The sequence below is a fragment of the Aeoliella fuhlenseeensis genome, from assembly GCF_052161615.1.
Lineage (GTDB): Bacteria > Planctomycetota > Planctomycetia > Pirellulales > Lacipirellulaceae > Aeoliella.
Genome location: NZ_CP197417.1, coordinates 2089219 through 2112906, shown reverse-complemented (window position 1 = coordinate 2112906; position 23688 = coordinate 2089219). Strand labels below are relative to the sequence as shown.

Genomic DNA, 23688 nt, shown 5'->3' with positions numbered 1-23688 from the left:
GCGCGGAGCTTGTTACGGCCTACTCCTTGTGCGCTCTTAGTCGCTCCTTCAGAACGGCCAGCAGCTGGCTTTCGAACCGGTAAGGGTTCCACGCCATCGCGATGCGGCGTTCGGGTTTCACACCGTCGAAGGAGCGATACACCCGAGTGGTAGAGTGGTCGCAACTTCGGGCCATCGCGGGAATGAGCGACACGCCGTGACCAAGCGAGACCAGCTCCTGCACCGTGGTGAGTTGACTGGTTTGCTCGACCGCCACGGGCTGGAATGATCGCTGCCGACAGAAACCAATGACGCTCTCCGTCAAGCAATGCGCTTCACCCAAAAGCACGAACGGGTACGGCTCGACATCTTCGAGCACCACGCGTTTCTTCTTGGCGAGCGGATGATCTACCGGCATCGCGAGCAGCAGTTCTTCCTTGAAAAGCTCTTCGGTGTCGAGGTACTTTGCGGCGATGGGGAGGGCGAGAAGTGCCAAGTCAATCTCGCCTTGTTTGCATCTTGCCAGCAGATTGTCAGTGGTGTCTTCTTGAATCACTAACTCGGCGGCGGGGAACTCCGTGCCGAACTTCCGCAGGAACCCTGGCAGAAAGTAAGGCGCGATGGTGGGGATCACGCCGATACGTAGTCGCCCTTTATGTCCATCGTCGGCGATCCGGGCCTTGGTGTCATCAAGTATGCGGAGCACTTCCTCGGCACGGCTCTGGACCAGCCGCCCGGCTTCGGTAAGTTCGACCGCGCGTGTCTTCCGCTCGAGCAGTGGTTTGCCAAATTCCTCTTCGAGCCGTTGTATCGAGCGGCTAAGCGCAGGCTGCGAGATCGCGAGTTCATCCGCCGCGCGAGTGATGTTGCCTAGTCGAGCAACGGCCAGGAATTGGCGGAGTTGAGTGGTGTCCATAAGTCGGTGGTGTTTCCTCTTCCGTACTCCCTGCGCGGGTCCGAAGAGGGGGTTTTTGCGGGAATCTCAGCTCAACACATGCAAGTAACGCATGAAATCCATAATAGGTATGCATTGGAAACATTGCAAACAAACCCTTATATTGAGAGCTCGCAGTCGGGGCCAAGGCGGTCCGTGACGCTTTCCCAAGTCGTAAGGAGATACAAAATCATGGTGCGAACCATAGGAATCATCGCGCTTTTGGCGGCTGGAGTGGCCATCGCGCTACTCGCCGCAGACACGAACAAAGCAGCGACCGATAAGAACAAGAAGACCGACGAAGCGCCCCTGGTCGCCGAAACCGAAGACGCCAAGCCCGAGATGAAGTGCCCGGTGATGCACGGCGAATTGCCGCCGACGCTTGCCGGGTCGATGGGCATTGGCGAGTGGTGGCCCGAGCAGTTGAGCCTCGACATCCTGCATCAGAACTCGGAGAAGAGCAACCCGATGGGTCGCGACTTCGACTACGCCGCCGAGTTCAATGAGTTGGACATTGACGCGGTGAAGAAGGACCTCGAAGCGCTGATGACCGACTCGCAAGACTGGTGGCCTGCAGACTATGGTCACTACGGCCCTCTATTCATCCGCATGGCGTGGCACAGCGCGGGGACCTACCGCGTGGCCGATGGTCGTGGCGGCGCGAGCGATGGCACGCAGCGCTTCGCCCCGCTCAATAGCTGGCCCGACAACGCGAACCTCGACAAGGCACGCCGGCTGCTCTGGCCAATCAAGCAGAAGTATGGCGACAAGATCTCGTGGGCCGACTTGATGGTGCTGACTGGCAACGTCGCACTCGAGTCGATGGGCTTCGAGACTATGGGCTTCGCAGGCGGTCGCGCCGATGTTTGGGAACCGCAGAAGGACGTATGGTGGGGCCCCGAAACCGAGTGGCTCGGCGATAAGCGTTACCAGGGCGATCGCGAACTCGAGAACCCGCTCGCAGCCGTGCAGATGGGTTTGATCTACGTGAATCCCGAAGGTCCTAACGGCAAGCCCGATCCACTCGCCGCCGCCAAGGACATTCGCGAGACGTTCGGGCGGATGGCGATGAACGACGAAGAGACCGTGGCGCTGATCGCCGGTGGTCACACGTTCGGCAAGGCCCACGGCGCTGCCGACCCGCAGAAGTACGTTGGCCGCGAACCGGAAGGGGCGAGCATCGAAGAGCAAGGCCTCGGCTGGAAGAACAAGTTCAAGACCGGCAACGCCGACGCGACGATCACGAGCGGTTTGGAAGGTGCGTGGAGCGATACGCCGACCGAGTGGTCGAACAGCTACTTCGATAATCTGTTCGACTACGAGTGGGAGCTGACCAAAAGCCCCGCCGGCGCTCACCAGTGGACGCCCGTCGAAGCCTCGGCGAAGGGCACCGTGCCTGACGCGCACGACCCCAACAAGTCGCACGCGCCGATCATGTTCACGACCGACCTGGCGCTGAAGATCGACCCCGTCTACGCCCCCATTTCCAAGCGTTTCCACGAGAACCCCGAGGAATTTCAGAAGGCGTTTGCAGCGGCTTGGTACAAGCTGACGCATCGCGACATGGGTCCGCACTCGCGGCTCTTGGGTCCGTACGTTGCCAAGGCGCAGATCTGGCAAGACCCGGTACCTGAAGTCGACTACAAGCTCGTCGGCGACAAGGAAATTGCCGATCTAAAGAAGGCCATCCTCGCGTCGGGTGTGTCGAACGCCGATTTGATTTCGACCGCCTGGGCATCGGCCTCGACGTTCCGCTCGTCGGACATGCGTGGTGGTGCCAACGGCGCCCGTATTCGCCTGGAGCCGCAGAAGAACTGGCAGGTGAACGAGCCCCAGCAACTCGCCGAAGTTCTCGCGAAGCTTGAAAAGGTTCAACAGGACTTCAATAAGGCGCAGTCGGGCGACGTGCGCGTATCGCTAGCCGATGTGATTGTCCTGGGTGGTTCGGCGGCGATTGAAGCCGCGGCGAAGGATGCCGGCCACGAGGTCGAAGTCCCGTTCGCTCCGGGTCGCACCGACGCAACGCAGGACATGACCGACGCCGAGTCGTTCGCCGTGCTCGAGCCCAAGGCCGACGCGTTCCGCAACTACTACCGGCAAGGTCTCGATCGTCGCCCGGAAGAGTTGATGGTCGACAAGGCTAACCTGCTTGATCTCACCGCGCCCGAAATGGCGGTGCTGGTGGGTGGCATGCGAGTCCTTGGAACCAACTTCGAAGGTTCGGACCTCGGCGTCTTTACCGACAAGCCTGGCACCTTGACCAATGACTTCTTCGTGAACCTGCTGGACATGGGCACGGAGTGGAAGCCGGTCGCAGAGAGCGATGGTGTTTTTGAAGGAGTGGACCGCGAAACAGGCAAGACCAAGTGGACTGGCACCCGAGTCGATATTATCTTCGGCTCGCACTCGCAGCTTCGCGCCATCGCCGAGGTCTATGCCTCGGAAGATGCCAAGCAAAAGTTCGTCGACGACTTCGTCGCGGCATGGACCAAGGTAATGAACGCCGACCGCTTTGACCTCGAAGCGGCCAAGCGAAAGGATAAGGGGCAGGTCGCGAATCGCTAGAGATCGCGGCTCTGTTCGGATGTAGCGGAAAGCGGGCGAGGGCATGGAGCTCTCGCCCGCTTTTTTTCGTGTTTGACTTTACGGACTGGCCGCCGAAGGTTCCCCATCGCCGACGTTCGGGGCGCTGCCAGTACCCGAGTCATTGATGCTTCCGGGATCCTCCGGAGGGTTCGTTGCCTGCTTTTCGCAGCCTGCCAGTGCCGGAAGAGTCGCGAGTAATAGGACCGTTGTTATCTCGTAGAGTTTGGACATGGCCGAGGCTCCTGAGTGGTGTATAAAATCACCAGCCAGATCTGCAAAGCGTGTGCCGGCAAGTGTTGTCGCGACCTGCGTGCCCCGACGAGGGCAGGCTTAGCGTTCGCCGTAAGGGACAAAGTCGGCGACATCTGCTTCGTACAACAGCGCCGTCGCTTCGTCGGCGAATAGAACGCGGTCGGGCCCATCGAATGCCACGGCTTCGACGTTGTCGCCCTTGAACGGCAGCCTGGAAATCGGATGGGCTAGCGGATGATCAGCGTCGCGAACGTCGAACAGCCACAACGTATCGTAAGTCGCCACCACCAGTCGCGTACCATCCGGCAAAGCATCTGCCGCGACGGCCTGCCCGCCGAGTTCGAAGCGTTCGAGCAGTTCGAGTTCGTGCGTCTTACCCTCGGTGAAGTCATTGAGGCGGTAGACCCGAGTCGCCGTGTCGCTGCGATGCTTGGTGAGCAAGTAGATGTTCTCGCCGAGCGTGAACACGCTTTCGCAGTCGTAATTAAAATCGTGTTCCGGCGCGGGGTAGGTGGTTTGCTCGGGATAGCGTACGAAGAGCTTCTTACGGAACGTCGTGCGGCCGGCAGTTGGCTCGGGCTCGTCGAGCAAGTAGAGCACCAAGTCGCGGCGTGCGTTCGAGTTGTTCCCCAGATCGGCGACAACGAGCAAACCATCTTGCATCACCGCGATATCTTCCCAGTCGCAATTGATCGCGCCACCGATTAGCGTACCTGGCGTGTCGGGATACCGCTCGCTCGGGTACACACTGCCATCGCGGCGCACCGCGTAGATCCGCGGCTCGTCTCCCGAATCGTTGTGCATCCAAAAAACGTTGTCGTGATTCCGACTGCGGACTATGCCCGAGTTCTCAGCGGCCGGCCCCACGCCAAGTTTCCCGACAAGGCGCTGGCCGGGTGCGAGGTCGATGGGGGGATCGGCGGCGAAAAGATTCGAAGCGAAGAAAGCCACAACCAAAGTCGAGGCGAACCAGACGCGATGCATAGCGAGATCTCACGGAAGCGCAGGTAGGAACCCGACGCAGTAAACCGCGTCGGTCCCATCGCCAGCCGCCAGTACGCTAACCGGGAATCAGAGATTCGTCTAGCTTGGTGAGAGCAAATCCTATCGTTGCCCCTCAATTATCTCATTTTTGCCGCCATTTCACGAGCGACAGGACCGCCAAGGCAGCGATGGCGAGCGTGCTTGGCTCGGGGACTGCCTGGCTCGACAAGGCCACGCTGCCACTGAGCGCCGCGGCACCCAGGTTGTCGCGCCAGACCGTGTAGTCCGCCAAATCCACCACTCCATCTTTATTGCCATCGGCCGAAAGCTGGGTCGTGGAGCCGAACGAACTCTTCCAGGTAGCGTAGTCCGAAGCGTTGACCATGCCGTCGTAGTTATAGTCACCGGTGACAAACGTGAAAGGAGACTCGTCGTAGACGACTTGCCCCGTCACGGTTACTCCACCTGCGACATGGTAAGTGAAGACGAGGTCCTTCGTGCCGGAGGTTAGAAAAGCGGAGCCCAGGCTGATGGCTTCGCCCTCGGCCACGAGGTTCGTGGCTCCGGACAAGCGAAGCTCGCCTAGGTGCCTGGCCGTTGGATTCGCCGAGGTCCACGCGGCATTGCCACTTGCGAAGGAGTTCCATTGCCCTGCGATCAAGGAATCGGAGGCCGACGAGATTTGATAACCGTCGAGGGCAATCGATGCAGAGGATTGATTCTGCAAAAAGACTTCGCCCGTCGGATCGACAATGAGCATCACGGCGTCACGCGGGCCTACGTACTGAACGGGGAGAGCGCGTACGGTTCCGGAAGTTTCGCGATAGGAGAAGGCCAGGTCGGCCGCCGCTCCCAGGCCAACGTACGCTGCCCCCAGCGCACGGCGGCCGTTCGCGGCAATCGAGGTCGACCCCGAAAGGCTTAGCTCGCCAAGATGCAATGCGGAGGGATTGGACTCAGTGAACTGCGACAGGCCTTGATCGACCAAACTGTTCCAACTGCCCGGCACGAGTGCACCACTGGGCGAGGTGATCAAGTAGCTGTCGATGGAGCGCGCGGAGGAGGTCGAACTGTTGACGATGGTAAGGTTACCAGTGCGACGATTGGCCTCGAGGTAGAGGCTCTGCTGGATCGCTGCTTGCACTAGCGTTCCATTGCCACCGGCAGTCTGCGTGGTGGTCACGAAGTGGCCCGCCGGCAATGGCGAACTCGTCGTCACGGACGTGAATCCGTCTCCGGAAATCGAACCCGCGTTGACGACGGTAACCGGCGAGCCAACAGTTGGGGTGACCCCAGAGTAACTGAGCTGCAGGGTTCCAGCGAGCTGGGCGTTACCGGTGGTCGTCAGGGCAGAGCTACCCCCGGCGGTGACGGTCGTTCGCAAGCTACCTTGGAGCGAGAAGCTGGCGGCGGTGAGGTTCGCGTTGGGGCCAATGATTTCAGTAATGCCGGATAAGTTCGCTGCGCCCTGGCCTGTGAATGACGCGGCCGTGTTGCCGGTCAGGCCGCCGATGCGAAGCGTTCCACCGGAACCGACAACGATGTTGCCAGTGGCACCAAACGTATTGCCCGACAGCAGACTTCCGCCTCGGCGAACTTCAAGCACTCCGCTGTTGACCGTGGTTCCCGCATTGTTCTGAACGGCGACTTCGACAAAAGAGGTTGAGCCATTCGCGATCACAGCAACGTCCTGAAACGACTCGGTCAGTTCGGGGACGACGTTCGAACTCCAGTTCGCCGGGACATTGTAGTCGTTAGTGCCGGTCGGCACCCAAGTTACATCGGCCGCCCCTGCTGTTGTAAGAAAACAGCAGTAGGCGCTAATCGCGGCGACCAGCCGCCCGCGTGTTAGTTGGAAGTGGATCATGAAGGGAATCCTTGCGGTAGATTTCGGGAATGGCATGGGATGCGAAGGCAACGAACACAGGCACTTTCTAGCGCCGGCTCGTACGTCGCCTTTTTGCCATTAGCATTCCGCCCACCACTGCTACGGAGAGCAACGCGATGCTTTGCGGTTCGGGAACATTCGTGCCTAGCGCCAAAGCCACGACGCCGGGGAAGAGTTGCTTGAAGGCGCCGAAGTCGTCTAGATCGACGTCGCCGTCGAGATCGATGTCGCCGCCGGCGTGTCCCACAAAATTGCCATCCAGATGCGTGGCAAGGTTGTTCGCCAGGATGTTGAAGTCAGCTACCGTCACTCCTCCAACGCGATTGAAGTCGCCGAAGGTCGTAAAGGGCTCAATCACGAAACCGTTGAGAATGGCCAACTCGGCGGCGGGAGTGCCAACCGTCGAACTGTCGCCCACTACTTGGAGTACGATATCGGAACCGGTTGCCGTGAAGGGAATCGATAGCTTGCCGAAGGGATTCGGATTCGAGCCCGTGCTGAACAGCACGTCTTCGATGGGCGTCGAGAACGTCGATCCGCCGTCAACGCTCAAGCTGATATCGCCGTTGACTTGATTGGTCGACGAGTCATGGAAGTAGGCAGTCAGCAAGTAATTGCCGGGGTTCACTCCCGAGATCGTGGTATCCAGCGTGCCTCGGACTGGCAAAGTCCCTTGGGTAAAGATGAAGTCGCGAAGCAAACGAGCCAGCGGGTGATTCGCCGTCGCCGGTGTGCCGCGGTCGCGATCGTCCGTGCCCGCCGCGCCCGCAACGAAGGGGTTAGCGAACGACACCCCAATCGAATTGCCCACGTCCGTGGCGTCCGTGATAGGAGTGCCGCCGGTGCCAACTTCGGTAACCCCGGTGAAGCCGGGCTGGGTCTGCGTTGCCGTGTTGGCCGACACGTCGTTGATGTCGACTTTGAGGGCGGCCTCGCAAGTTGCCGTTCCTAGGAATAGAGCCAATCCGACGACGAGTGAATCACGTAACATATTGCTCTCTCTAAACGCGGGTGAAGTAAATTGTGCTGTAGGGGGCGGCCACCGCCGCTGGGGCACCCGAACGGAGGGGAAAAGTGGGAATGCTGCCCGTTCCCACTTCCCCCTCCGCTCCGTGCATTCACTCAAACTTGAAAAGTCTCTTTTTCAGCCACAATTCGTTAGTTCGAGTCACTGGTAGTGGATGACGCATTTATTTCGAACGCAGCCGCCGCCCGACGACTGCTACCCCCAGCATGGAAGCAAAAAGTAGGCAGGTAGCGGGTTCGGGAACGGTCGCGGCACGCAAGGATTCCACTTCCTCCGCGGTCAACGCGGTGTCGTAGATTCGAATGTCGCCGACCAATCCATCGAAGGCGCGAGCCCCCGCGGCACGATTACCTACTAGCACGACTCCCGAATTACCCGTGGCTAGGCTGGTAGTTGCATCCACGGGCAGTGCAAAGGGCGTTACCGAGGCGGTATCCGTGCCATGGTAGAAGTAGTCGACACCCGCGGTGTCGATGGTCACGGCCACGAAGGTCCAGGTGTTGACGGCGTTCTCGGGGCCGATACCAGTAACTCCCGCGTTGAGAGTCAGGTTTGTGGCTCCATGAAAGTAATTGAAGCGGCTTCTCTGCGCCGCGGAGAGCCCTGATTGCTGTAAGTTGATGGAGAACGAATCGGCCGCTGCCGCGTCCGCGGTGCCGCTCTTACCTACGACCAGCACCCGGCCCGAGACCGTGCTATTGGCGGTACCGAAGGCGGCGACGTTGACCCACATAGTGACGGTGAAGTTATTCAAGGTGCCAAGGTTGAGCGAGGAGCCACCGGCACTTCCTGTTGACGCGAGGTTTGCGCCACCAATGCCGGTGTTAGCGGTCAGATCCAGTGCGGTACCTCGGTCGGGATCCGTGGTAAAAGTGGCGGAGCCGGCTAATCCCAGGTTGCCTCCAACACCCGAGCCACTATCCTCGACGCCATTTCCCCCTTCAAAGTTCTGCCAATAGACGAGGGCGGCACCCGCGGAGGGCGCTATGGCAAACACACTTAACAACGAGACAGTCATCGCAAGCGATCGCATCATGTTGAACTCCCTAAGCAGTAGCAACCCCGGTGGATATCAAAGAAACGGAATAACAAGCGTGAGAAACGTAGACTCTGCACCGCAGGCCGCTAGTGACAGGCGCGCGGGTCTCGTTGGCAGACAAGTTCGTTCCCTATCGCGGATCACCTTGGGAACTTCCTCGAAGGCAACGAGTTGGGCGTACGTGGCTCGCCTTCTCGGCGCGGAGTTCGAGCGATGTACGCGAATCTATAAAAAGTGACGAGACAGCATAGAAGAGCGATCCCGCGGCCATCAGCCATTGGGCATTTGGCTCGGGAACCTGTGTCGAGGAGGCAACATTGGGCGGCGAAGAGGGCGTGGCTCCGAGGTTGTCTCGCCAGATCGTGAAATCCGACAAGTCGACCACACCATTCCTATTGCCATCCGCCGATAGCAAGGCGCTGGAACCAATGGTCTGCTTCCACACCAAGTAGTCGGCGGCATCGACGACGCCGCTGTGGTCGTAGTCGCCATCCACGGCGACTTGCAATAGCAGCGTGCCCTCGTGGCCCAACTGCTCGGTCTGATAGACTCCGCCACCAGTGATCGTTTCCAGTAGATCGCCATTGACGATAACTTTAACTTGCTTTGCAGCCATGTCGCTGGTGTCGATCTTCAGCTTCGTGCCGATCGCCAAATTACTCGTCTCGATCTCAAGGTGAAACGACTTGGCTTCCGGTGAAAGCGAGTAGTCCAGCACTCCTGCGCCGTTCTGGCCGTCACCTATGAACAACTCAAAATGCGTCGTCTTCACAAACCCGGCCACGACTAGCTGGTCGCTGCTGTTCAGCACGGGCTGTGGGATCTCGCCGGAGAGAACTCGCTGAAGATACCAGCCCTCGCCAGCGGCTTGTTGATCGGCAGTCGGAAAACCATGGGGCCACCATTGCAACTCGCTGGGTTCATTCTGCCGGTTGCGATTGAAGTCTTGGTACTTCTGGGGCGTTACTGGGGCGATGTGCACAGAAACATTGTCGAACTCGCCGGGTGTCGATGCACCAGCAACGGCTGCGTCTCGATACTTGGTGATGTTGACCGGCGGGCATACTGTTTCGTTCGCGTTCACGAACAAATGCACTTCGCTGTAGGGGTTGTTCGCGGCCGCGCGATAGGAGGCGCGAGCCATGTACCGATCGGCAATGAGCGAATCGCCGAGCGTCGGATCCCCCACGTCGGTCCGCAATTGCGACTGGTGATTCGAAGCCGCCCCTTCGGCGTACCAACTCGTTGTAGGATCATGCCCGTAGTCGGACATGCCAAAAAAGGACGAACCCGCTCTAAAGTAATCGGGAAACTTAGTGAGGGCCGACATGACATTGCCACCGCCCCCCGAGTAGCCCGTGATATGGATGTTGGACTCGTCGACCAACTGTGGGTAGGCCGCCTTCACGGACTCGACGGCGTCGTAGATATCGTAAACCTCTAGACCGCCCGAGTCGCGAACTCCGTCCGAGCCGTCTCGTCCCCGCATGGCCACGGAGATCGCAAAGAAGCCGGCGTCGCGAAGCCGCTCCGCGTTGGCACGGACGTTGCCGAAATTGCCATTCGTCGGAGAGTAGCCATGCATCACGACCACGATCGGGGCATCTTGCCGGGCGCTGTCGTAGTTCAACTCCGCCAGGAGGTCGAGCGGGCCCGAGGCGTCGGTGGTTATGGTCGAGCTGTAGCTAAACACCTGCTGGGTGTTGGCAGACTCGGCTTCTAATGCGGGAATGGAAAACGCCAAACCGAGGAGAAGGAGCCAGCACGCATCGAACGGGTGTAGAATCTTCACCAGCCGGACTTTCGAATAGGGGGCAATGCCTGGGCGAGCCGGCTAACGGCCCGGGGCCTCGGCTCATGGATAATATTGCCGGGGCGGCGACAACCTAATTCGGATAATCGAAAAATTGCAGCAGCTAGGGGCAGGTGGAGGCGAGGGCCCCACCGCCCTTGGGCCAATTTTGCGAAAATTCGATTCCTGCCCAAAAATCCGAGTCAACTAGGGGGCGCCTATGGCAATACTCATGGGCAGGAACGACGTCCACGAGTACCGTACCGATCAAACAGGCCTCAATACATTCAGTTCCTACTCCGAGAGCCGAGGATGGCTGCACCTGAACGCGACGCTACGAGGGAGGATCGGGAAGCGCGGCCCGATACCGACTTCATCGATCTACTCCAACAACATCGCACCCAAGTCTTGGGCTACCTGTATTGCTTGGTGCGCAACCAGGCAGACGCAGAAGATCTATTCCAGCAAGTGTCTCTGACGATGTGGGACAAGTTCAGTGAGTTCGAGCCTGGCACGAACTTCGGTGCCTGGGCGTTCGCGATTGCCCGCAACGTTTCGCTGGACTTCCTTCGATCTCGGGAGCGAGAGCGGGCCCGATTTTCCGACGAACTCGTGACCATGTTGTCTCAGCGTAATTGTTGGACTCCGCACGAAGCCGACGATCGCCTAGCGGCACTCGCCCAGTGCCAGCGAAAGCTCTCGAAGTCGGATCAGTCGCTGCTCGCCATGTGCTATGGCAGTGGGGCAACCGCCAAGGAAGTGGCCCAGTTGCTTGGCCGGCCAGCGGAAAGTGTTTACACCAGTCTCTCACGAGTACGCCGAGCGCTTTATTCGTGCATTCAACGGACCATCGCCCGTGAGGGCTTGCAATAGACATGGGAAGCCACTCCACATCACGACGATTCCGCAACCTCGTCGATCAACTGCTGGACGATCAGTTGACGGCGGAGGAAGTCGGCGAGCTAGAAGGTCTCTTGCGCGAGGATACCGCGTCGCAGGAGCAGATCCTCGATTATTGCCAGTTCCATGCGATGCTGACCTTCGATATCCGCGCTCAGCATTTGGTGGAACGCGTCATTGAAACGAGACATCGGGAAAACACGCCGACGGTAGTGCGCCGACCTGCGTCCAAGAGACTCGCCGGAATCCACGTCAAGCTGTTGCGAACGGCGGCATGGACGCTGGCCGCTAGCCTGCTGGTGGGAGTTTCCTGGCTGGGTGTTTATCAACTCACTGCGCCACGCGTTGATATGGGTCCGATTGCCAGCCACTCCAGTTCTCCGCGGCAGCTATGGCCCGAGATCACCAAAGTCGAAGTGCGTGACCAAGGGACGCAATTGACGCTTGGGGGAATGGGAACGGTCCAACTCGATGGGCAATCGGACTTCGAAATCACCGGGCCGATGCGGGCCCGCATGACCAAGGGACGGATGAAGTGCCGGGTTACCGACGTAGCGAGCCAAGGGTTTATCATCGAAACGCCGTATGGCGAAGTAGTGGACCTAGGGACCGAGTTCGGACTTGACTTATCGTCCGGCGATTCCTTGAGCGTTCTCGTCTTCGAGGGCGAAGTCGACCTGCGAGTGCCGGAGGTCGACACGGCGGATAACGAGACCACCGTTCAATTTGCTGACGCGCGGCGATTGGTTTCGGGTGACGGGGTGATTATCAATGCCTCGGGGAACGTGGACCGCTTAGTGTCCGTCTTCACCGGCGGCGATGCCACGTTTTGCCAGTCGGTAGACCTCGTTCATCAGCCACAATCGGTGATCATTGGCGTAAGCGATAACCTTCGTTCGACGGACACGCAACAGTTCTACGAAGTCGTCCCAGGGGGTATGGATGAAGACGCACGGGCCTACGTGGATCGCCCGTATCACGAGTGGAATGGAGTCGATGCAGACGGTCTGCCCTCCTACCTACTCGGGGCCGATTACATCAAGCCGTTTAATAACGACAAGATGCGTAAACAGTACTTTATGCGAGTGGAACTGGCCGTACCGGCCGACATCTACGTGCTGTTCGACAACCGCATCAGCCCGCCGGATTGGCTGCTCGAAGAATTCGAAGATACGGGCGACGACGTCGGAATTGACATGGGTCCGTGGAGCACTAAGGCAGGGCAGTATTTCGCTCCTCCCCGCGGCCGTGGCGCTGGCAACTCGATCGACGAGACAGTCTCTGTGTGGAAAAGGAAGTCTCCCGCTCGTGACGAATTCGTGTTGGGCGCCAACTCCGGTGCGAACTACCTAACTGCCATGTACGGTGTCTGTGCCGTTCCGCTGGAACTGTCTGAAGTTCGATAACCCTGCCTGTTCAAAGCCGGACGCCGTGTTTCACTCGGTGTACCCTCATCTTTCTATTGGTACTCAAATGCTCTCAATTTCACGCTCGCGTCAACGGGACTCTCGCAATCCGCGCGGCTTCACGCTCGTCGAGCTACTGGTAGTGATCGCTATCATCGGAATCTTGGTGGCTCTCCTATTGCCAGCGGTACAAGCGGCTCGGGAAGCGGCGCGGCGAAGCCAGTGCCTCAACAACTTGAAGCAGTGGTCCCTGGCGTTCCACAACTACCACGACTCGTTCAAGGAGCTCCCGAAGGGATCCGATTGTGACTCGGGCAACGCCGGCTTTATCGAGCACTGCCATTCCTATGCTGAGTTCGTGATGCCGTTCATGGAGCAGGATACGGTGTACGACCAGATCGATTTCACCGTTAACAACAATCAGGGACGGAACCCACAGATTCTCAACGAACTATTGATCGACAACTGGAAGTGCCCGTCTGACCCCGATGCCGGTCTCATGGATAACGGTCGCGAGCCGAAGTACCTACCTGGGCCCGCAGGAACCAGATCCATGGGACAGACCTACGTCCCTTGCGGAGGCCCCGTCGCGTACGCCGCCGGGGCAGGCTCAGGGGGCGGCCTCGTCTTGTGTCCAGTAAGTAGCATCGTTCCGCCCGGCCGAGATCAACAGCCTATCAACTGCTTAAGCGAGCGCGGAGGAGCCTTGCTTCCAAGCGGTAAAAGCAAAGGTGCACCGGGCCTGTTCGCTGGTGGGCCCGTGGCCTACTCGTTTCGAACTTGCACCGACGGACTGAGCAGCACCTTGCTCGTGGGTGAATCTCTACCGATTTACACGTCCCACCGTATGTACTTCGACTCGGTGTTCAACGCCGCGTCGACGAATCCTTACATCAACTGGTTTAAGGACACGAGTGTTGCAGCCGAATGCCCACCGTCGATCGATAAGCGTGTCGGCAACTGCCACGCGACGATGGGAGGATACAACAGCATGCATACCGGAGGAGTCAACGTCGGGTTCGGCGACGGTAGCTTGCGATTCCTCAACGAAGACATCGACTACCTCGTATACCAATACATGGGCAACAAGGCGGATGGGCAAGTGTATCAAGAGTAACTCGCTACGCCTTCTTTATCGACGCTTCGGTTATCTTCGCTCACTTATTTGGCTCCAGATACAGGTTTGGGTTTATGCGTGCATCTTTCGGTTTCGGTGGCGCACTGCTTTGCCTTCTTTTCAGCATGGCTGGCTGCGGCAGCGAACACGGCGATTTAGTCCATGTCATTGGTACCGTGACGTTCCAAGGGCATCCCGTCGCCCGAGGCAAAGTCTGCTTTTGCCCCGCCGATCCACAAATAGGCTCCAAGCAACGGCCCTCCACTTCATTCACCGACACCAACGGCCAGTATCGCGTCCAGGCGTACCGCGGCACCGCAGGCCTGCCCCCAGGCGACTATTTGGTCACCGTCACGGCCTCGGAAGCGGCCTTCGATGAAGCCCCTGGCTCCACTAAAGCCCTGCCGCTCAAGTACGCCGACGTACGAACGAGCGGACTCAAAGCCAACGTTCCCGCCGACGCCGACGGCGAGGTGAACATGGATTTCACGCTGCAGTAGGCCGACGCCCGCCACTCCGCCACCGCCAAGAAATCAAGAAACAGTACGCCCGGCTGGATTCGAACCAGCGACCTGCGGATTAGAAGTCCGCTGCTCTATCCAACTAAGCTACGGGCGCTCGACACCCCTACGACGCGGGCCGATTGGCCGATGTTCGCGAGGCTGCGCTAGATTCTAGTCGAAACGAGGCGGGGAGGTGAAGGTCGCGGCGCGCCTGAATTCTAGTTACCTTTGGTGCGCGAGCCGTGAATCGGGGAGCTCTGCTGGCTGCTGCTTAATGCCCTCCTGATCTCCACTTCCTTCTTGATCGTCCCGGTCCGCGGAAGTGCCGCTGCGCTGGTAGCAGAATTCGACAGGCAATCGGGCGAGCCGCCAGAAAATGCAGAGTCGGTAGAGTGTGCGGACGCCATCGTAGAAGAACAGGGCGATGGCCGTCCAGCTCGCCACCCAGCCGCCGACTCGGATGGCTTCGGCAAACGTGTGCCAAAAGTTACTGGCGTTCTCCCCACCGGACCCTTCTTCGCCCCCGAGATGATTGGAAAGGTACAGCATTCCCACGCCGACGCAGACCAGCAGTACCACCGTCGGTATCACAGTGGCTAGTTTCTGGCCGCATTCTTTCATGCGGTGGCAGAACATGGTGTGGTATGCCTCGGCGGTGCGATGCTCTTGTTGGGGTGAGCGTTGGTCGCGAGGTAGTTGAAGTAGTAGCTTGCGAGGCTTTGAAAGCCTGGGCCACATCAGTAGGCTCACCAAGTACTCGGCCAGTTCACGATCGGCGCGACGTGTTTCCAGTTCGTTGAAGTCATGCGCGGCAAAGGTTCCGCGGTAAGCGGGGATGGCTACGCAAAGTGTCTCCCGCTGGGGTGGGGTGCGGTCGTTAGGGCAGGTCTTCATCTTGCTCCTCCTGCAATACGACAGTGAAGTGGTGGTGAGTTCCTGCGAACTTTCCCCAGCAAATTTCAAGCCACTATGGCACCGTGGGCACCGGACGACGGGCACACGATTCGCAGGCTACATCGCGAGTTAGAGGATCGCGAACTATGGATGATACTGCCTATACTTTCGACCTTCATCGCATCTTGTTGGGCGATCACCCGCCGATCTTCCTGCTCGAGATCGCTGCTCGCACCGTGATCATCTTCCTCTACACACTGCTGTTGCTAAGGTGTATGGGAAAACGCGGGATGGGAAATCTTACTCCCTTTGAATTTGCCATCATCGTCGCCCTCGGCTCGGCGGTGGGAGACCCCATGTTCCAGTCCGATGTGCCGCTGCTGCACTGCATGCTCGTCATCACTCTAATCGTAGGCATGCAGCGGGGCATGGCAATGCTCAGCGAGCGAAATGCCTGGGCGGAGAAAGCCCTATCGAGCACCCCAACCATCTTGATCGTCGATGGAGTGATTCAGGTCGAAAACCTGTACCGCGAAAGTTACACTCACGAAGAACTACTAGAAGCCCTCCGGCTGAACGGGGTGGCGCAACTCGGCGAGGTGCGAATTGCCTATCTTGAACCGTCGGGTGAACTGAGCGTGTTGCGGCGCGAGCAAGCTGGCCGCGGCCTGTCGGTTGAACCCGAACGACTCGACGGGCGTCGCTGTCCGGAAGACGTGGCGGGCGAATGCTGCTGTGGATACTGCGGACTGCTGGCCAGCGATGGCGAATGGAACAAAGCTTGCAAGCATTGTGGGCATCGCCAGTGGGTAGCAGTTACCACCCCCAAAGAATCTGGTCGCCGGGAAAGCGATGTGGCGTAACAATGACCAGGACATGAACACCAACAGTCTAGGAAGTGCGATGAAGAGTTCGTTCGAAGGGACCGTAGCCTTGGTCACAGGTGGAAGTTCCGGTATTGGCAAGGCAATTGCCAAGTGCTTCGTCGACGCCGGCGGGCGCGTGGCGATTCTTTCCCGAAACGCCGAAGAGCTAGAAAAGGCGACGGGGGAGATCGACAGCGAAGGAGAGCGCGTGTTCGCCATCGTTGCCGATGTCACCGACGCGAAGGCTTTGCGAAAGGGTGTTGCCGAGATCGTCGCAAAATGGGGACGACTCGATGTGGTGGTCGCCAACGCCGGCACGAACGGCGTGTGGGCACCGATCGATGAGCTAACGGCCGACGAGTGGCGTTCGACGATTGATATCAACCTCACAGGCACCTTCTTAACGATCAAGGCCGCAGAGTCGGAGCTAAGGAAGCGAGGTGGATCGGTGATCGTCATGTCGAGCGTCAACGGCACGCGGATGTTTAGCAACGGTGGAGCCTCGGCGTACGCATCGAGTAAGGCGGGGCAAGTTGCACTCACCAAGATGCTGGCGCTGGAGCTCGCCAAACACAAGATTCGTGTGAACGCCATCTGCCCGGGAGCGATCGAGACGCCCATCAACGACAAGACGGTGATGCGTGACCGTCACGAAGCCATGGAGCGCGTCCATTTTCCCGACGGAGAGATTCCCCTAACTGATGGCGAACCGGGCACTCCCGAACAGGTGGGGACGGTGGCGTTGTTCCTAGCGTCACAAGCAGCTAGCCACGTGACGGGCTCCGTAATCTACGTCGACGGGGCACAGTCGCTTCTGCAAGGCTGACGCCTTCCCTCGGGCTCGGAGAGCCCTCCCGCAAAAGGAGCAACTCGGCTACCGGGTGAGTGTTTCGATCAACTCACCATGTTGCGGAAATAGCTCAATCAGTTCTGCGCGGGTTGGTAGTTCGAAGTCTTCGAAGTCAAATCCCGGCGCCACCGTGCAGCCCATCAGAGCGTATCCATCGCCATCAGCCACACGAGCCCCGAACCAGCTCCCCGCCGGCACGACCGCCATGGGGCGTTCGCCTCGTGCTAGATCGCGGCCGAGCAACAACTCCTCCGTACTGCCGTTCGGGTGAATCACCTGGACCACCAGTCGCGAGCCGTCGTAGAAATGCCAGATCTCATCCTGCCGAATGCGGTGCAGGGCGGAGAAGTCGCCGGGGCCGAGCAGGTAGTAGATAGACGTTGCGAACTGACGAGCGCCTGTGAACCGTCGGGGAAGGGCAGGGTGGGGAATTGATTCGGCGGACCGGTAGACCTCGCGGTACCAGCCTCCCTCTGGATGGGGCTGAAGTTCCAAACTACGGATCCAGTCGTCTTGAGTCAGCTCAGCGTGAGGCATGATAGATCTGCATTCAATTCAATAGAGTAAGTGCCAGCAACGATGAAAGCTGTGCTCCGTTGTAACTTCAGGATTCCGAATTGCAATTCCTACCACGCAATCAGCTTGCCTCGCTGGTCGTTATCGAATCACTAGGCGAGATTTACCGCACTCCTATTTTGCCCAATTAGCACAACGCGTCTGTTTCTCGGCAATTCGGCCAGCTGGCCGTGCTATCACTGGAAGGCTCTACGCTGTTGCCATGAGTCTGGCACCTGGTTTGCTTTGGGCATCGCGTCGACTAGCCGGCACCTATGGAACGGGTGACGAGATCGACCCATCAAAACTACCGCTGGGCCATCTACCTTTGCCCGGCGACTTCACGGAGGAAGGCAAGTATGGACGGCGCACTCACTGTCACTCGAGCGTCCGCAGCAATGGTCATCGTGGCCCTGGTGGCCGTGGGCGGGACGTTGCTCGTCGAGAGTTCTTCCAACCTTGGAATCCAAGGGGATGTCGAAACCCAGCGCGTGGCGGTCGACTTGGCCGATCGCGGGCTAAAAGCAATTCGCAAGGCGAGGCTCGAACGCGGGCACGACTTCGACCGTCAACTGGATCCCGCCGATTCAGGAATGATTGGCGATGCATCGAGTCCCTGCACCAGCCTCACGGGCCACCTTGAGTCGAAACAGACAACCATCAATCCTAACTTCGCTGCGGTGGCCGTCGAGCTATTACAGCGTGCGGGCGTGGGCGAGGGCGACCTGGTTGCGGTGGGCTGCACCGGGTCGCTCCCCGCCCTCAACACGGCGCTCTACATGGCCATCGAAGCCCTCGGGGCGAAGCCGATCATCGTTCACTCCGCCGCCTCTTCGCAGTATGGTGCCAATCATCCCGACATGATGTGGCTCGACATGGAGCAAGTGCTGCGTGACGAAGAGCTCATCTCGTTCCGCACCGGCGTGGCGACTCTGGGAGGCGAAGGAGACCATGCTCACGGCATGAGCAACGAATCGCAATCGGTTCTGGCAGCCTCGCTCCAGCGCAACGGCGTCGCGCAGATGAAAGTCGAGGAGCTGAGCCATTCCATCGATGCACGAATGAGCTACTACGACGTACTCGCCAATGGCAAGAAGGTCCGGGCCTACGTTAACGTCGGCGGCGGAGTGGCTTCGATCAATGGCGAGACAGGCAGCGAGATGTTTGGAAATGGACTTACCAAGACGCTGCCGAAGAATGCAACGGAGATCGACTGCGTCGCCACACGGTTCGCCAAGCGCGGCGTTCCCGTGGTGAATCTCAACAATGGCATCTTGCTGGCCAAGTCGTTTGGACTTCCCATCGCTCCACAGCAAATGCCCACTGCCGGCACCGGCGACATGCTCAACAGTTCGCGTCCCTACCACGTGGTCGTCGGCCTGCTCCTGGTAGGCGCGCTAGCCGTGGCGCGAGTTTACGTCTAATCGAACATGCAGGCTGGGCTGCAACTCACTTCCGTCACCCCCATGGAGTGGAGCCTATGGTTTGAAGAACGCGGAAATGGACAGGTCCTCTAGGCCGGAGGCATGCGGGTGCCTCCGGCCAGCGGGGCTGGATTAGAATGTCTTGATCTCTCCAGTCGTTAGATCAATCCGAGCACTAGTTCCATCGGGAAAGTACTCAGTGCATTCAATTTCGCAGTCTGGATGAGCTTGTTGAAACGCCTGTGCTCCGTCGAGCGTAAACCCTCGCCCCGTACCGATGTCCAATTTTAGTCTCTTGAGTTTCGAAAGCGGTCCGAATCGCTCAAGACTGCCGTCTGTCATGTCGGTTTGCTCAAGGTCCAGATATTCCAGATTCCTAAGCTTGGCCAACTGAGACGCGGAGGCATCTGACACATAGGTTTGACCTAAGTCCAAATGTCGAAGGTTGTGAAGTCCAGCTATCGCTACTACGCCATCGTCGCCAAGGCCGGTGCTCGCCATATCCAGTACTTGAAGCTTTGTGAGCGAAGAAAGTTGGCATACGTCCTCGTCCGACAGCGGCAGGCCTTCGATGGACAAGTGTTCCAAGCCAGCAAGTTGACTCACAACCTTCAAGACCTCGCTGGTCGCGGATGTAGATGAAAGCTCCAACCTACGCAGGCCATGAAGGGCTCGAAGTGAAGTCAGCTCAGAGTCGTCAAGCATAGCGCATTCGTGAAGTTCCAATCTCTCCAGGCGTTGTACCCTGCCGAGACTTTTGATGGCCCGGCCATTCGCTTCCGAACGAAAAATCTGCAGAGTTTCGAGGTGCGGCAACTGGGCTACGGCTTGAACGTGGTTGGTGCTCGCCGAGCCTTCTGCCAAACTAACATGCTTGAGGCGGGGTAAATCTTTGAAATGCCGCAACCCGCTGGGCGTTATGGAGGTGCAGAAGAAACTGATTCCTTCGAGTCGCTCCGCATTCACCAGCGCCGGCACGCAGTTATCGCTGATCTGGTTACCTCTTAACCAAATACTCCTAAGCGCAGGAAGATTGCAGACTTGCTTTACGTCATCATTAGTATTTGCCCCGCTCAGCCACACCGTTTCAACACTGGTAAAGATATCCTCGCCCAGTAAGAGGCGAATGACTTGCGGGCCTGGAGGGTCAGCTTCGCTCATGTGGTTGGCCAATGAAGGCGACCATTGGTAGTCATACCCCACCTGCCCCCCCGCCGCCTCGATCCGCGCCACAATCGGCCGCTCGATGCTCTTGCGATACAGATGCTTCCCCAAATACCCGCATGCCACCGACACCAGCAGCATCACGACCAGCAGCGTTCGCAGGCGGAAGCGAAAGAGAGAGCGGAGCCAGCGGGTGGTCGAGTTGGCGGGCATGGCAATAGTCTATCAGGTGTCTTGCCTGGGCGCGCGGCGAGCTGATTTCAACGCCAGTGAGCCGGGGCGTCCTCGCCCCCGGAAAGCTTGAAGTAGGTCAATGCGACGACATTGATCACGTTTCCCAGGACGAGGACAACCAGCCTCTCACGGCGACCGAATCTTGCCTCCTGGTAAATTAGTTAAAAAAGTGCCCCTTAATAGCGCTGCCCGCGATTGCCTAACCCATACCGACGGGCGCATAATAAAGTAAAGCAAATGACGGGACTTGGATGTCCCGCCTCGCTAAGTCTTTGGCAGCTAACGAGTTGGCGTTTCCCGCCACGCATGATGAATAGTCAGAGCCTGAATTACATCGAGCGGATTTATTCCGACTATTTATCCAACGCCGAAAACGTGTCGCCCGAATGGCGACAGTTTTTTCAGGAGGACGGCTGGCGTGAAGCCATCGGTGCCGTCGAATCCAACGGCACAGATGCCCATAGCGCAGAGGCCAATGCCTACAGTCCCGAGTCCAACGGACAGGGCGGCGAGGCCAATGGCACTAACGGTAGCCACCATGCCACCGCTGCCTACGAGCCAGTAGCCCCGCTTTCGGAGCGTCCCAGCCAGGCCTCGAATGCCCTGCCACCTAGCCCCACGAGCCCCGCGCCTTCGGGCAAGGTCCAGCGCGTAGGTGGCGAAGGCCGCCCCATGCGCGGCGACGTGCAACTGGTCGCCCTGCAGGAACGCGTCGACCAACTCATTCGCAACCATCGCGTCCGCGGCCACATCATCGCCCGGCTCGACCCGCTAAAGCAGCCCCGCCCTCAACCGCCCGAGCTCGACCCTGCCTACTACGGTTTCACCGAAGCCGACTACGATCGGGTATTCTCAACCCGCACATCCTACGGCCCGCAGGAGCGGACGCTTCGCGAAATCGTCGGCTGGCTTCGCAACACTTACTGCCGCTACATCGGCGCGCAGTTCATGCACATCGACGACCTGGCCGTGCGGCAATGGCTGCAGGACCGGATGGAGTCGAACGAGAACCGCATTCACCTCCGCCGCGACGAGCAGCTCCGTATTCTCCGCAAGCTGACCGACGCCGTGATCTTCGAGGAGTTCATCCAGAAGAAGTTCATGGGCGCCAAGAGCTTTTCGCTCGAAGGAGCCGAGAGCCTGATCCCGCTACTCGACATGGCGATCGAAGACGCCGGCAGCGATGGTGTCGAGGAAATCGTTCTGGCGATGGCCCACCGCGGACGGCTTAACGTCCTGGCGAACGTGATCGGCAAAGACCCGCGGCAGATCTTCCGCGAGTTTGAGGACGTCGATAGCGACCAGTTCGTCGGTCGCGGCGACGTGAAGTACCACCTCGGCTACTCGAGTAATCGCACGACCGCCAATGGCCGCGACGTGCATCTCTCGCTCTGCTTCAACCCGAGCCATCTGGAGTTCGTCAACACCGTGGCGATGGGCCGCATGCGTGCCAAGCAGGACCGCGCGGACGACCGCCAGCGGCGTCGCGGAATGGCGCTCATCATCCACGGCGACGCAGCATTTGCAGGCGAAGGCGTGGTTCAGGAAACGCTCAACATGAGCGAACTCCCCGCCTACACCGTCGGTGGCACGATCCATTTGATCGTCAACAACCAGATTGGTTTTACGACCACGCCGCAGGAGGGCCGCAGCAGTGTGTACTGCACCGACGTCGCCAAGCTGCTGCAAATTCCGATCTTCCACGTCAACGGCGAGCATCCTGAGGCCGTGGCCCAGGTGCTGCGGCTGGCGATGGACTTCCGCTATAAGTTCCAGCGCGACATCGTCATCGACATGTACTGCTACCGGCTGCGGGGCCACAACGAGGGCGACGAGCCGTCGTTCACTCAGCCACTGCTATATCAGGCGATCGATCGACACCGCAGCGTGCGCGAAGGCTATCTCGACCACTTGCTGGAACTAGGCGGCGTTAGCCGTCAGGAAGCCGAGCAGATCGCCGAGGAACGCCAAGCCCACCTGGAGCGAGAACTCGCCTCGGCTCGCAGCGATAACTTCGTTCCGCACCAGGACATGCTTAATAAAGTGTGGAAAGGTTACCGCGGCGGCAAGGAGAGCGAAGCCCCGGACATCGACACCGGTGTCGACGTCAATCGCCTTGCGCAGCTTCTGGAGGTGCAGACGCACGTTCCCGAAGGCTTCACCATCCACGGCAAAGTCAAACGTGGCATGGACAAGCGGCTTGAAATGGCCAATGGTACCGCGCCGTTGGATTGGGCCGCGGCCGAATCGCTGGCGTTTGCCTCGCTGGCGACGCAAGGCTATCCGATTCGCCTCACCGGCCAAGACGTCGAGCGTGGGACGTTCAGCCATCGCCACGCGGTGCTGCACGATGCCAAGAATGGCGCGACCTACATGCCGCTCAACCATTTGTCGCAAGATCAGGCGGTAGTCGAAATCTACAACAGCCCGCTCTCCGAAGCCGGCGTGTTGGCGTTCGAGTACGGCTACAGTCTCGACTCGCCCGACGCCCTGGTGATGTGGGAGGCTCAGTTCGGCGACTTCGCCAACGCGGCCCAGGTCGTGATCGACCAGTTCATCGCCAGCGCCGAAGATAAGTGGCGTCGGCTAAGTGGTTTGGTGCTTCTGTTGCCGCACGGCTTCGAAGGGCAGGGGCCCGAGCACTCCAGTGCTCGTCTCGAACGCTTCCTACTACTCGGTGCCGAAGACAATATTCAAGTGGTTTATCCGACGACGCCGGCCCAGATGTTCCATTTGCTCCGCCGTCAGATGCTGCGTCACTGGCGCAAGCCGCTGATCGTGATGACTCCCAAGAGCCTGCTGCGTCACCGCGAATGCTCGTCGAGCCTCGAAGAACTCGCGACCGGTGAATTTCAGCGTGTCATTCCCGACGACCAGTTCGACGACCTTGGCGATGCCGAGCGAATCCTGCTCTGCACGGGCAAGCTGTACTACGAGCTTCGCGAACGCCGCGACGAGCTAGAGCTGAAGAACATCGCGATCATTCGCGTCGAGCAGCTGTATCCGCTCCCCACCAAGGCGCTAGAGAAAGCCCTCGCCACGGCGCCCGATGGCACACCGGTGGTTTGGGTTCAGGAAGAGCCCGAGAACATGGGTGCCTGGCGGTTTATGCGAATCCATTATGGCGAACGCCTGCTCGGCCGATTCCCGATGACCGGCGTCAGCCGCCCCGCCTCGGCCAGCCCAGCCACGGGCTCTAAAGCCGCCCACGTGTGGGAACAAAACAAATTGATCGCCGAGGCGTTAGGGGAAGGTTGATCCTTCTCTAAACTCCTTCAGGGTGGCGAGGCGAAC

Annotated in this window: 19 protein-coding genes and 1 tRNA gene; 9 read left to right on the top strand and 11 right to left on the bottom strand. The window is 59.2% G+C overall.

Annotated features, from left to right (window positions below; all coding sequences use genetic code 11):
* Window positions 1–19 precede the first annotated feature (19 nt).
* Entirely contained in the window at window positions 20–895 is an 876-nt protein-coding gene (locus tag SH292x_RS08150) for a LysR family transcriptional regulator (RefSeq protein ID WP_442485101.1), read from the bottom strand.
* A gap of 210 nt (window positions 896–1105) precedes the next feature.
* Between SH292x_RS08150 and katG the strand changes: the two genes are divergently transcribed.
* Window positions 1106–3478, top strand: coding sequence for a catalase/peroxidase HPI (katG, locus tag SH292x_RS08145; protein WP_442485100.1), 2373 nt, complete (start codon window positions 1106–1108; stop codon window positions 3476–3478).
* Window positions 3479–3556: 78 nt separating this feature from the next.
* On the opposite strand, the gene SH292x_RS08140 is transcribed toward katG, so the two are convergent.
* The 6 genes from SH292x_RS08140 to SH292x_RS08115 form a co-directional block, all read right to left on the bottom strand.
* Complete coding sequence (locus SH292x_RS08140; protein ID WP_442485099.1) at window positions 3557–3730, bottom strand: hypothetical protein; 174 nt, start codon at window positions 3728–3730, stop codon at window positions 3557–3559.
* Window positions 3731–3829: 99 nt separating this feature from the next.
* Window positions 3830–4735 (bottom strand): hypothetical protein, encoded by a 906-nt coding sequence (locus tag SH292x_RS08135; protein ID WP_442485098.1) that lies wholly within the window; start codon window positions 4733–4735, stop codon window positions 3830–3832.
* Between the two features lie 142 nt (window positions 4736–4877).
* The gene (locus tag SH292x_RS08130) at window positions 4878–6602 is read right to left on the bottom strand and encodes a PEP-CTERM sorting domain-containing protein (RefSeq protein ID WP_442485097.1); all 1725 of its coding nucleotides are present in this window, start codon (window positions 6600–6602) and stop codon (window positions 4878–4880) included.
* A gap of 67 nt (window positions 6603–6669) precedes the next feature.
* A complete protein-coding gene (locus SH292x_RS08125; RefSeq protein WP_442485096.1) occupies window positions 6670–7614 on the bottom strand; it encodes a PEP-CTERM sorting domain-containing protein in 945 nt (314 codons plus the stop codon).
* A gap of 199 nt (window positions 7615–7813) precedes the next feature.
* Complete coding sequence (locus SH292x_RS08120) at window positions 7814–8686, bottom strand: LamG domain-containing protein (protein WP_442485095.1); 873 nt, start codon at window positions 8684–8686, stop codon at window positions 7814–7816.
* 133 nt (window positions 8687–8819) lie between these two features.
* Entirely contained in the window at window positions 8820–10433 is a 1614-nt protein-coding gene (locus tag SH292x_RS08115; RefSeq protein ID WP_442485094.1) for a prolyl oligopeptidase family serine peptidase, read from the bottom strand.
* Window positions 10434–10793: 360 nt separating this feature from the next.
* On the opposite strand from SH292x_RS08115, the gene SH292x_RS08110 reads away from it, so the two are divergent.
* The 4 genes from SH292x_RS08110 (at window position 10794) to SH292x_RS08095 (ending at window position 14404) form a co-directional block, all read left to right on the top strand.
* Window positions 10794–11354: a sigma-70 family RNA polymerase sigma factor gene (locus SH292x_RS08110; protein ID WP_442485093.1), complete on the top strand. Its 561-nt coding sequence runs from the start codon at window positions 10794–10796 to the stop codon at window positions 11352–11354.
* A 2-nt stretch (window positions 11355–11356) separates the two neighbouring features.
* The gene (locus SH292x_RS08105) at window positions 11357–12787 is read left to right on the top strand and encodes a FecR family protein (RefSeq protein WP_442485092.1); all 1431 of its coding nucleotides are present in this window, start codon (window positions 11357–11359) and stop codon (window positions 12785–12787) included.
* Window positions 12788–12854: 67 nt separating this feature from the next.
* The gene (locus SH292x_RS08100) at window positions 12855–13904 is read left to right on the top strand and encodes a DUF1559 family PulG-like putative transporter (protein WP_442485091.1); all 1050 of its coding nucleotides are present in this window, start codon (window positions 12855–12857) and stop codon (window positions 13902–13904) included.
* Window positions 13905–14029: 125 nt separating this feature from the next.
* Window positions 14030–14404, top strand: a complete 375-nt coding sequence (locus SH292x_RS08095) for a carboxypeptidase-like regulatory domain-containing protein (RefSeq protein WP_442485090.1) — start codon at window positions 14030–14032, stop codon at window positions 14402–14404.
* Between the two features lie 44 nt (window positions 14405–14448).
* Here SH292x_RS08095 and SH292x_RS08090 read toward each other — a convergent pair.
* Window positions 14449–14522, bottom strand: a tRNA-Arg gene (locus SH292x_RS08090).
* 107 nt (window positions 14523–14629) lie between these two features.
* The gene (locus tag SH292x_RS08085; protein WP_442485089.1) at window positions 14630–15301 is read right to left on the bottom strand and encodes a hypothetical protein; all 672 of its coding nucleotides are present in this window, start codon (window positions 15299–15301) and stop codon (window positions 14630–14632) included.
* A gap of 146 nt (window positions 15302–15447) precedes the next feature.
* On the opposite strand from SH292x_RS08085, the gene SH292x_RS08080 reads away from it, so the two are divergent.
* Window positions 15448–16164 carry a DUF421 domain-containing protein gene (locus SH292x_RS08080; RefSeq protein ID WP_442485088.1) on the top strand — a complete coding sequence of 239 codons (717 nt, stop codon included), beginning with the start codon at window positions 15448–15450 and terminating at the stop codon, window positions 16162–16164.
* Window positions 16165–16204: 40 nt separating this feature from the next.
* A complete protein-coding gene (locus SH292x_RS08075; protein WP_442485087.1) occupies window positions 16205–16993 on the top strand; it encodes an SDR family oxidoreductase in 789 nt (262 codons plus the stop codon).
* 48 nt (window positions 16994–17041) lie between these two features.
* Here the strand turns inward: SH292x_RS08075 and SH292x_RS08070 are convergent, their stop codons facing one another.
* The gene (locus tag SH292x_RS08070; protein ID WP_442485086.1) at window positions 17042–17554 is read right to left on the bottom strand and encodes a cupin domain-containing protein; all 513 of its coding nucleotides are present in this window, start codon (window positions 17552–17554) and stop codon (window positions 17042–17044) included.
* Window positions 17555–17931: 377 nt separating this feature from the next.
* Here SH292x_RS08070 and pgsW point away from each other — a divergent pair, with 377 nt between their 5' ends.
* Window positions 17932–18996 carry a poly-gamma-glutamate system protein gene (pgsW, locus tag SH292x_RS08065; protein ID WP_442485085.1) on the top strand — a complete coding sequence of 355 codons (1065 nt, stop codon included), beginning with the start codon at window positions 17932–17934 and terminating at the stop codon, window positions 18994–18996.
* Between the two features lie 132 nt (window positions 18997–19128).
* On the opposite strand, the gene SH292x_RS08060 is transcribed toward pgsW, so the two are convergent.
* The gene (locus SH292x_RS08060) at window positions 19129–20373 is read right to left on the bottom strand and encodes a leucine-rich repeat domain-containing protein (RefSeq protein WP_442485084.1); all 1245 of its coding nucleotides are present in this window, start codon (window positions 20371–20373) and stop codon (window positions 19129–19131) included.
* Between the two features lie 327 nt (window positions 20374–20700).
* Here SH292x_RS08060 and SH292x_RS08055 point away from each other — a divergent pair, with 327 nt between their 5' ends.
* Complete coding sequence (locus SH292x_RS08055; RefSeq protein ID WP_442485083.1) at window positions 20701–23652, top strand: 2-oxoglutarate dehydrogenase E1 component; 2952 nt, start codon at window positions 20701–20703, stop codon at window positions 23650–23652.
* Window positions 23653–23688 lie beyond the last annotated feature (36 nt).

What these genes read in the sequence shown, in the direction of transcription:
- SH292x_RS08120 (WP_442485095.1), bottom strand. Translation starts at nt 8,686, where the DNA reads ATGATGCGATCGCTTGCGATGACTGTCTCGTTGTTAAGTGTGTTTGCC.
- SH292x_RS08150 (WP_442485101.1), bottom strand. Translation starts at nt 895, where the DNA reads ATGGACACCACTCAACTCCGCCAATTCCTGGCCGTTGCTCGACTAGGC.
- SH292x_RS08135 (WP_442485098.1), bottom strand. Translation starts at nt 4,735, where the DNA reads ATGCATCGCGTCTGGTTCGCCTCGACTTTGGTTGTGGCTTTCTTCGCT.
- pgsW (WP_442485085.1), top strand. Translation starts at nt 17,932, where the DNA reads ATGGACGGCGCACTCACTGTCACTCGAGCGTCCGCAGCAATGGTCATC.
- SH292x_RS08075 (WP_442485087.1), top strand. Translation starts at nt 16,205, where the DNA reads ATGAAGAGTTCGTTCGAAGGGACCGTAGCCTTGGTCACAGGTGGAAGT.
- SH292x_RS08080 (WP_442485088.1), top strand. Translation starts at nt 15,448, where the DNA reads ATGGATGATACTGCCTATACTTTCGACCTTCATCGCATCTTGTTGGGC.
- SH292x_RS08130 (WP_442485097.1), bottom strand. Translation starts at nt 6,602, where the DNA reads ATGATCCACTTCCAACTAACACGCGGGCGGCTGGTCGCCGCGATTAGC.
- SH292x_RS08060 (WP_442485084.1), bottom strand. Translation starts at nt 20,373, where the DNA reads ATGCCCGCCAACTCGACCACCCGCTGGCTCCGCTCTCTCTTTCGCTTC.
- SH292x_RS08125 (WP_442485096.1), bottom strand. Translation starts at nt 7,614, where the DNA reads ATGTTACGTGATTCACTCGTCGTCGGATTGGCTCTATTCCTAGGAACG.
- SH292x_RS08105 (WP_442485092.1), top strand. Translation starts at nt 11,357, where the DNA reads ATGGGAAGCCACTCCACATCACGACGATTCCGCAACCTCGTCGATCAA.
- SH292x_RS08085 (WP_442485089.1), bottom strand. Translation starts at nt 15,301, where the DNA reads ATGAAGACCTGCCCTAACGACCGCACCCCACCCCAGCGGGAGACACTT.
- SH292x_RS08140 (WP_442485099.1), bottom strand. Translation starts at nt 3,730, where the DNA reads ATGTCCAAACTCTACGAGATAACAACGGTCCTATTACTCGCGACTCTT.
- SH292x_RS08070 (WP_442485086.1), bottom strand. Translation starts at nt 17,554, where the DNA reads ATGCCTCACGCTGAGCTGACTCAAGACGACTGGATCCGTAGTTTGGAA.
- SH292x_RS08100 (WP_442485091.1), top strand. Translation starts at nt 12,855, where the DNA reads ATGCTCTCAATTTCACGCTCGCGTCAACGGGACTCTCGCAATCCGCGC.
- SH292x_RS08110 (WP_442485093.1), top strand. Translation starts at nt 10,794, where the DNA reads ATGGCTGCACCTGAACGCGACGCTACGAGGGAGGATCGGGAAGCGCGG.
- SH292x_RS08095 (WP_442485090.1), top strand. Translation starts at nt 14,030, where the DNA reads ATGGCTGGCTGCGGCAGCGAACACGGCGATTTAGTCCATGTCATTGGT.
- SH292x_RS08055 (WP_442485083.1), top strand. Translation starts at nt 20,701, where the DNA reads ATGATGAATAGTCAGAGCCTGAATTACATCGAGCGGATTTATTCCGAC.
- katG (WP_442485100.1), top strand. Translation starts at nt 1,106, where the DNA reads ATGGTGCGAACCATAGGAATCATCGCGCTTTTGGCGGCTGGAGTGGCC.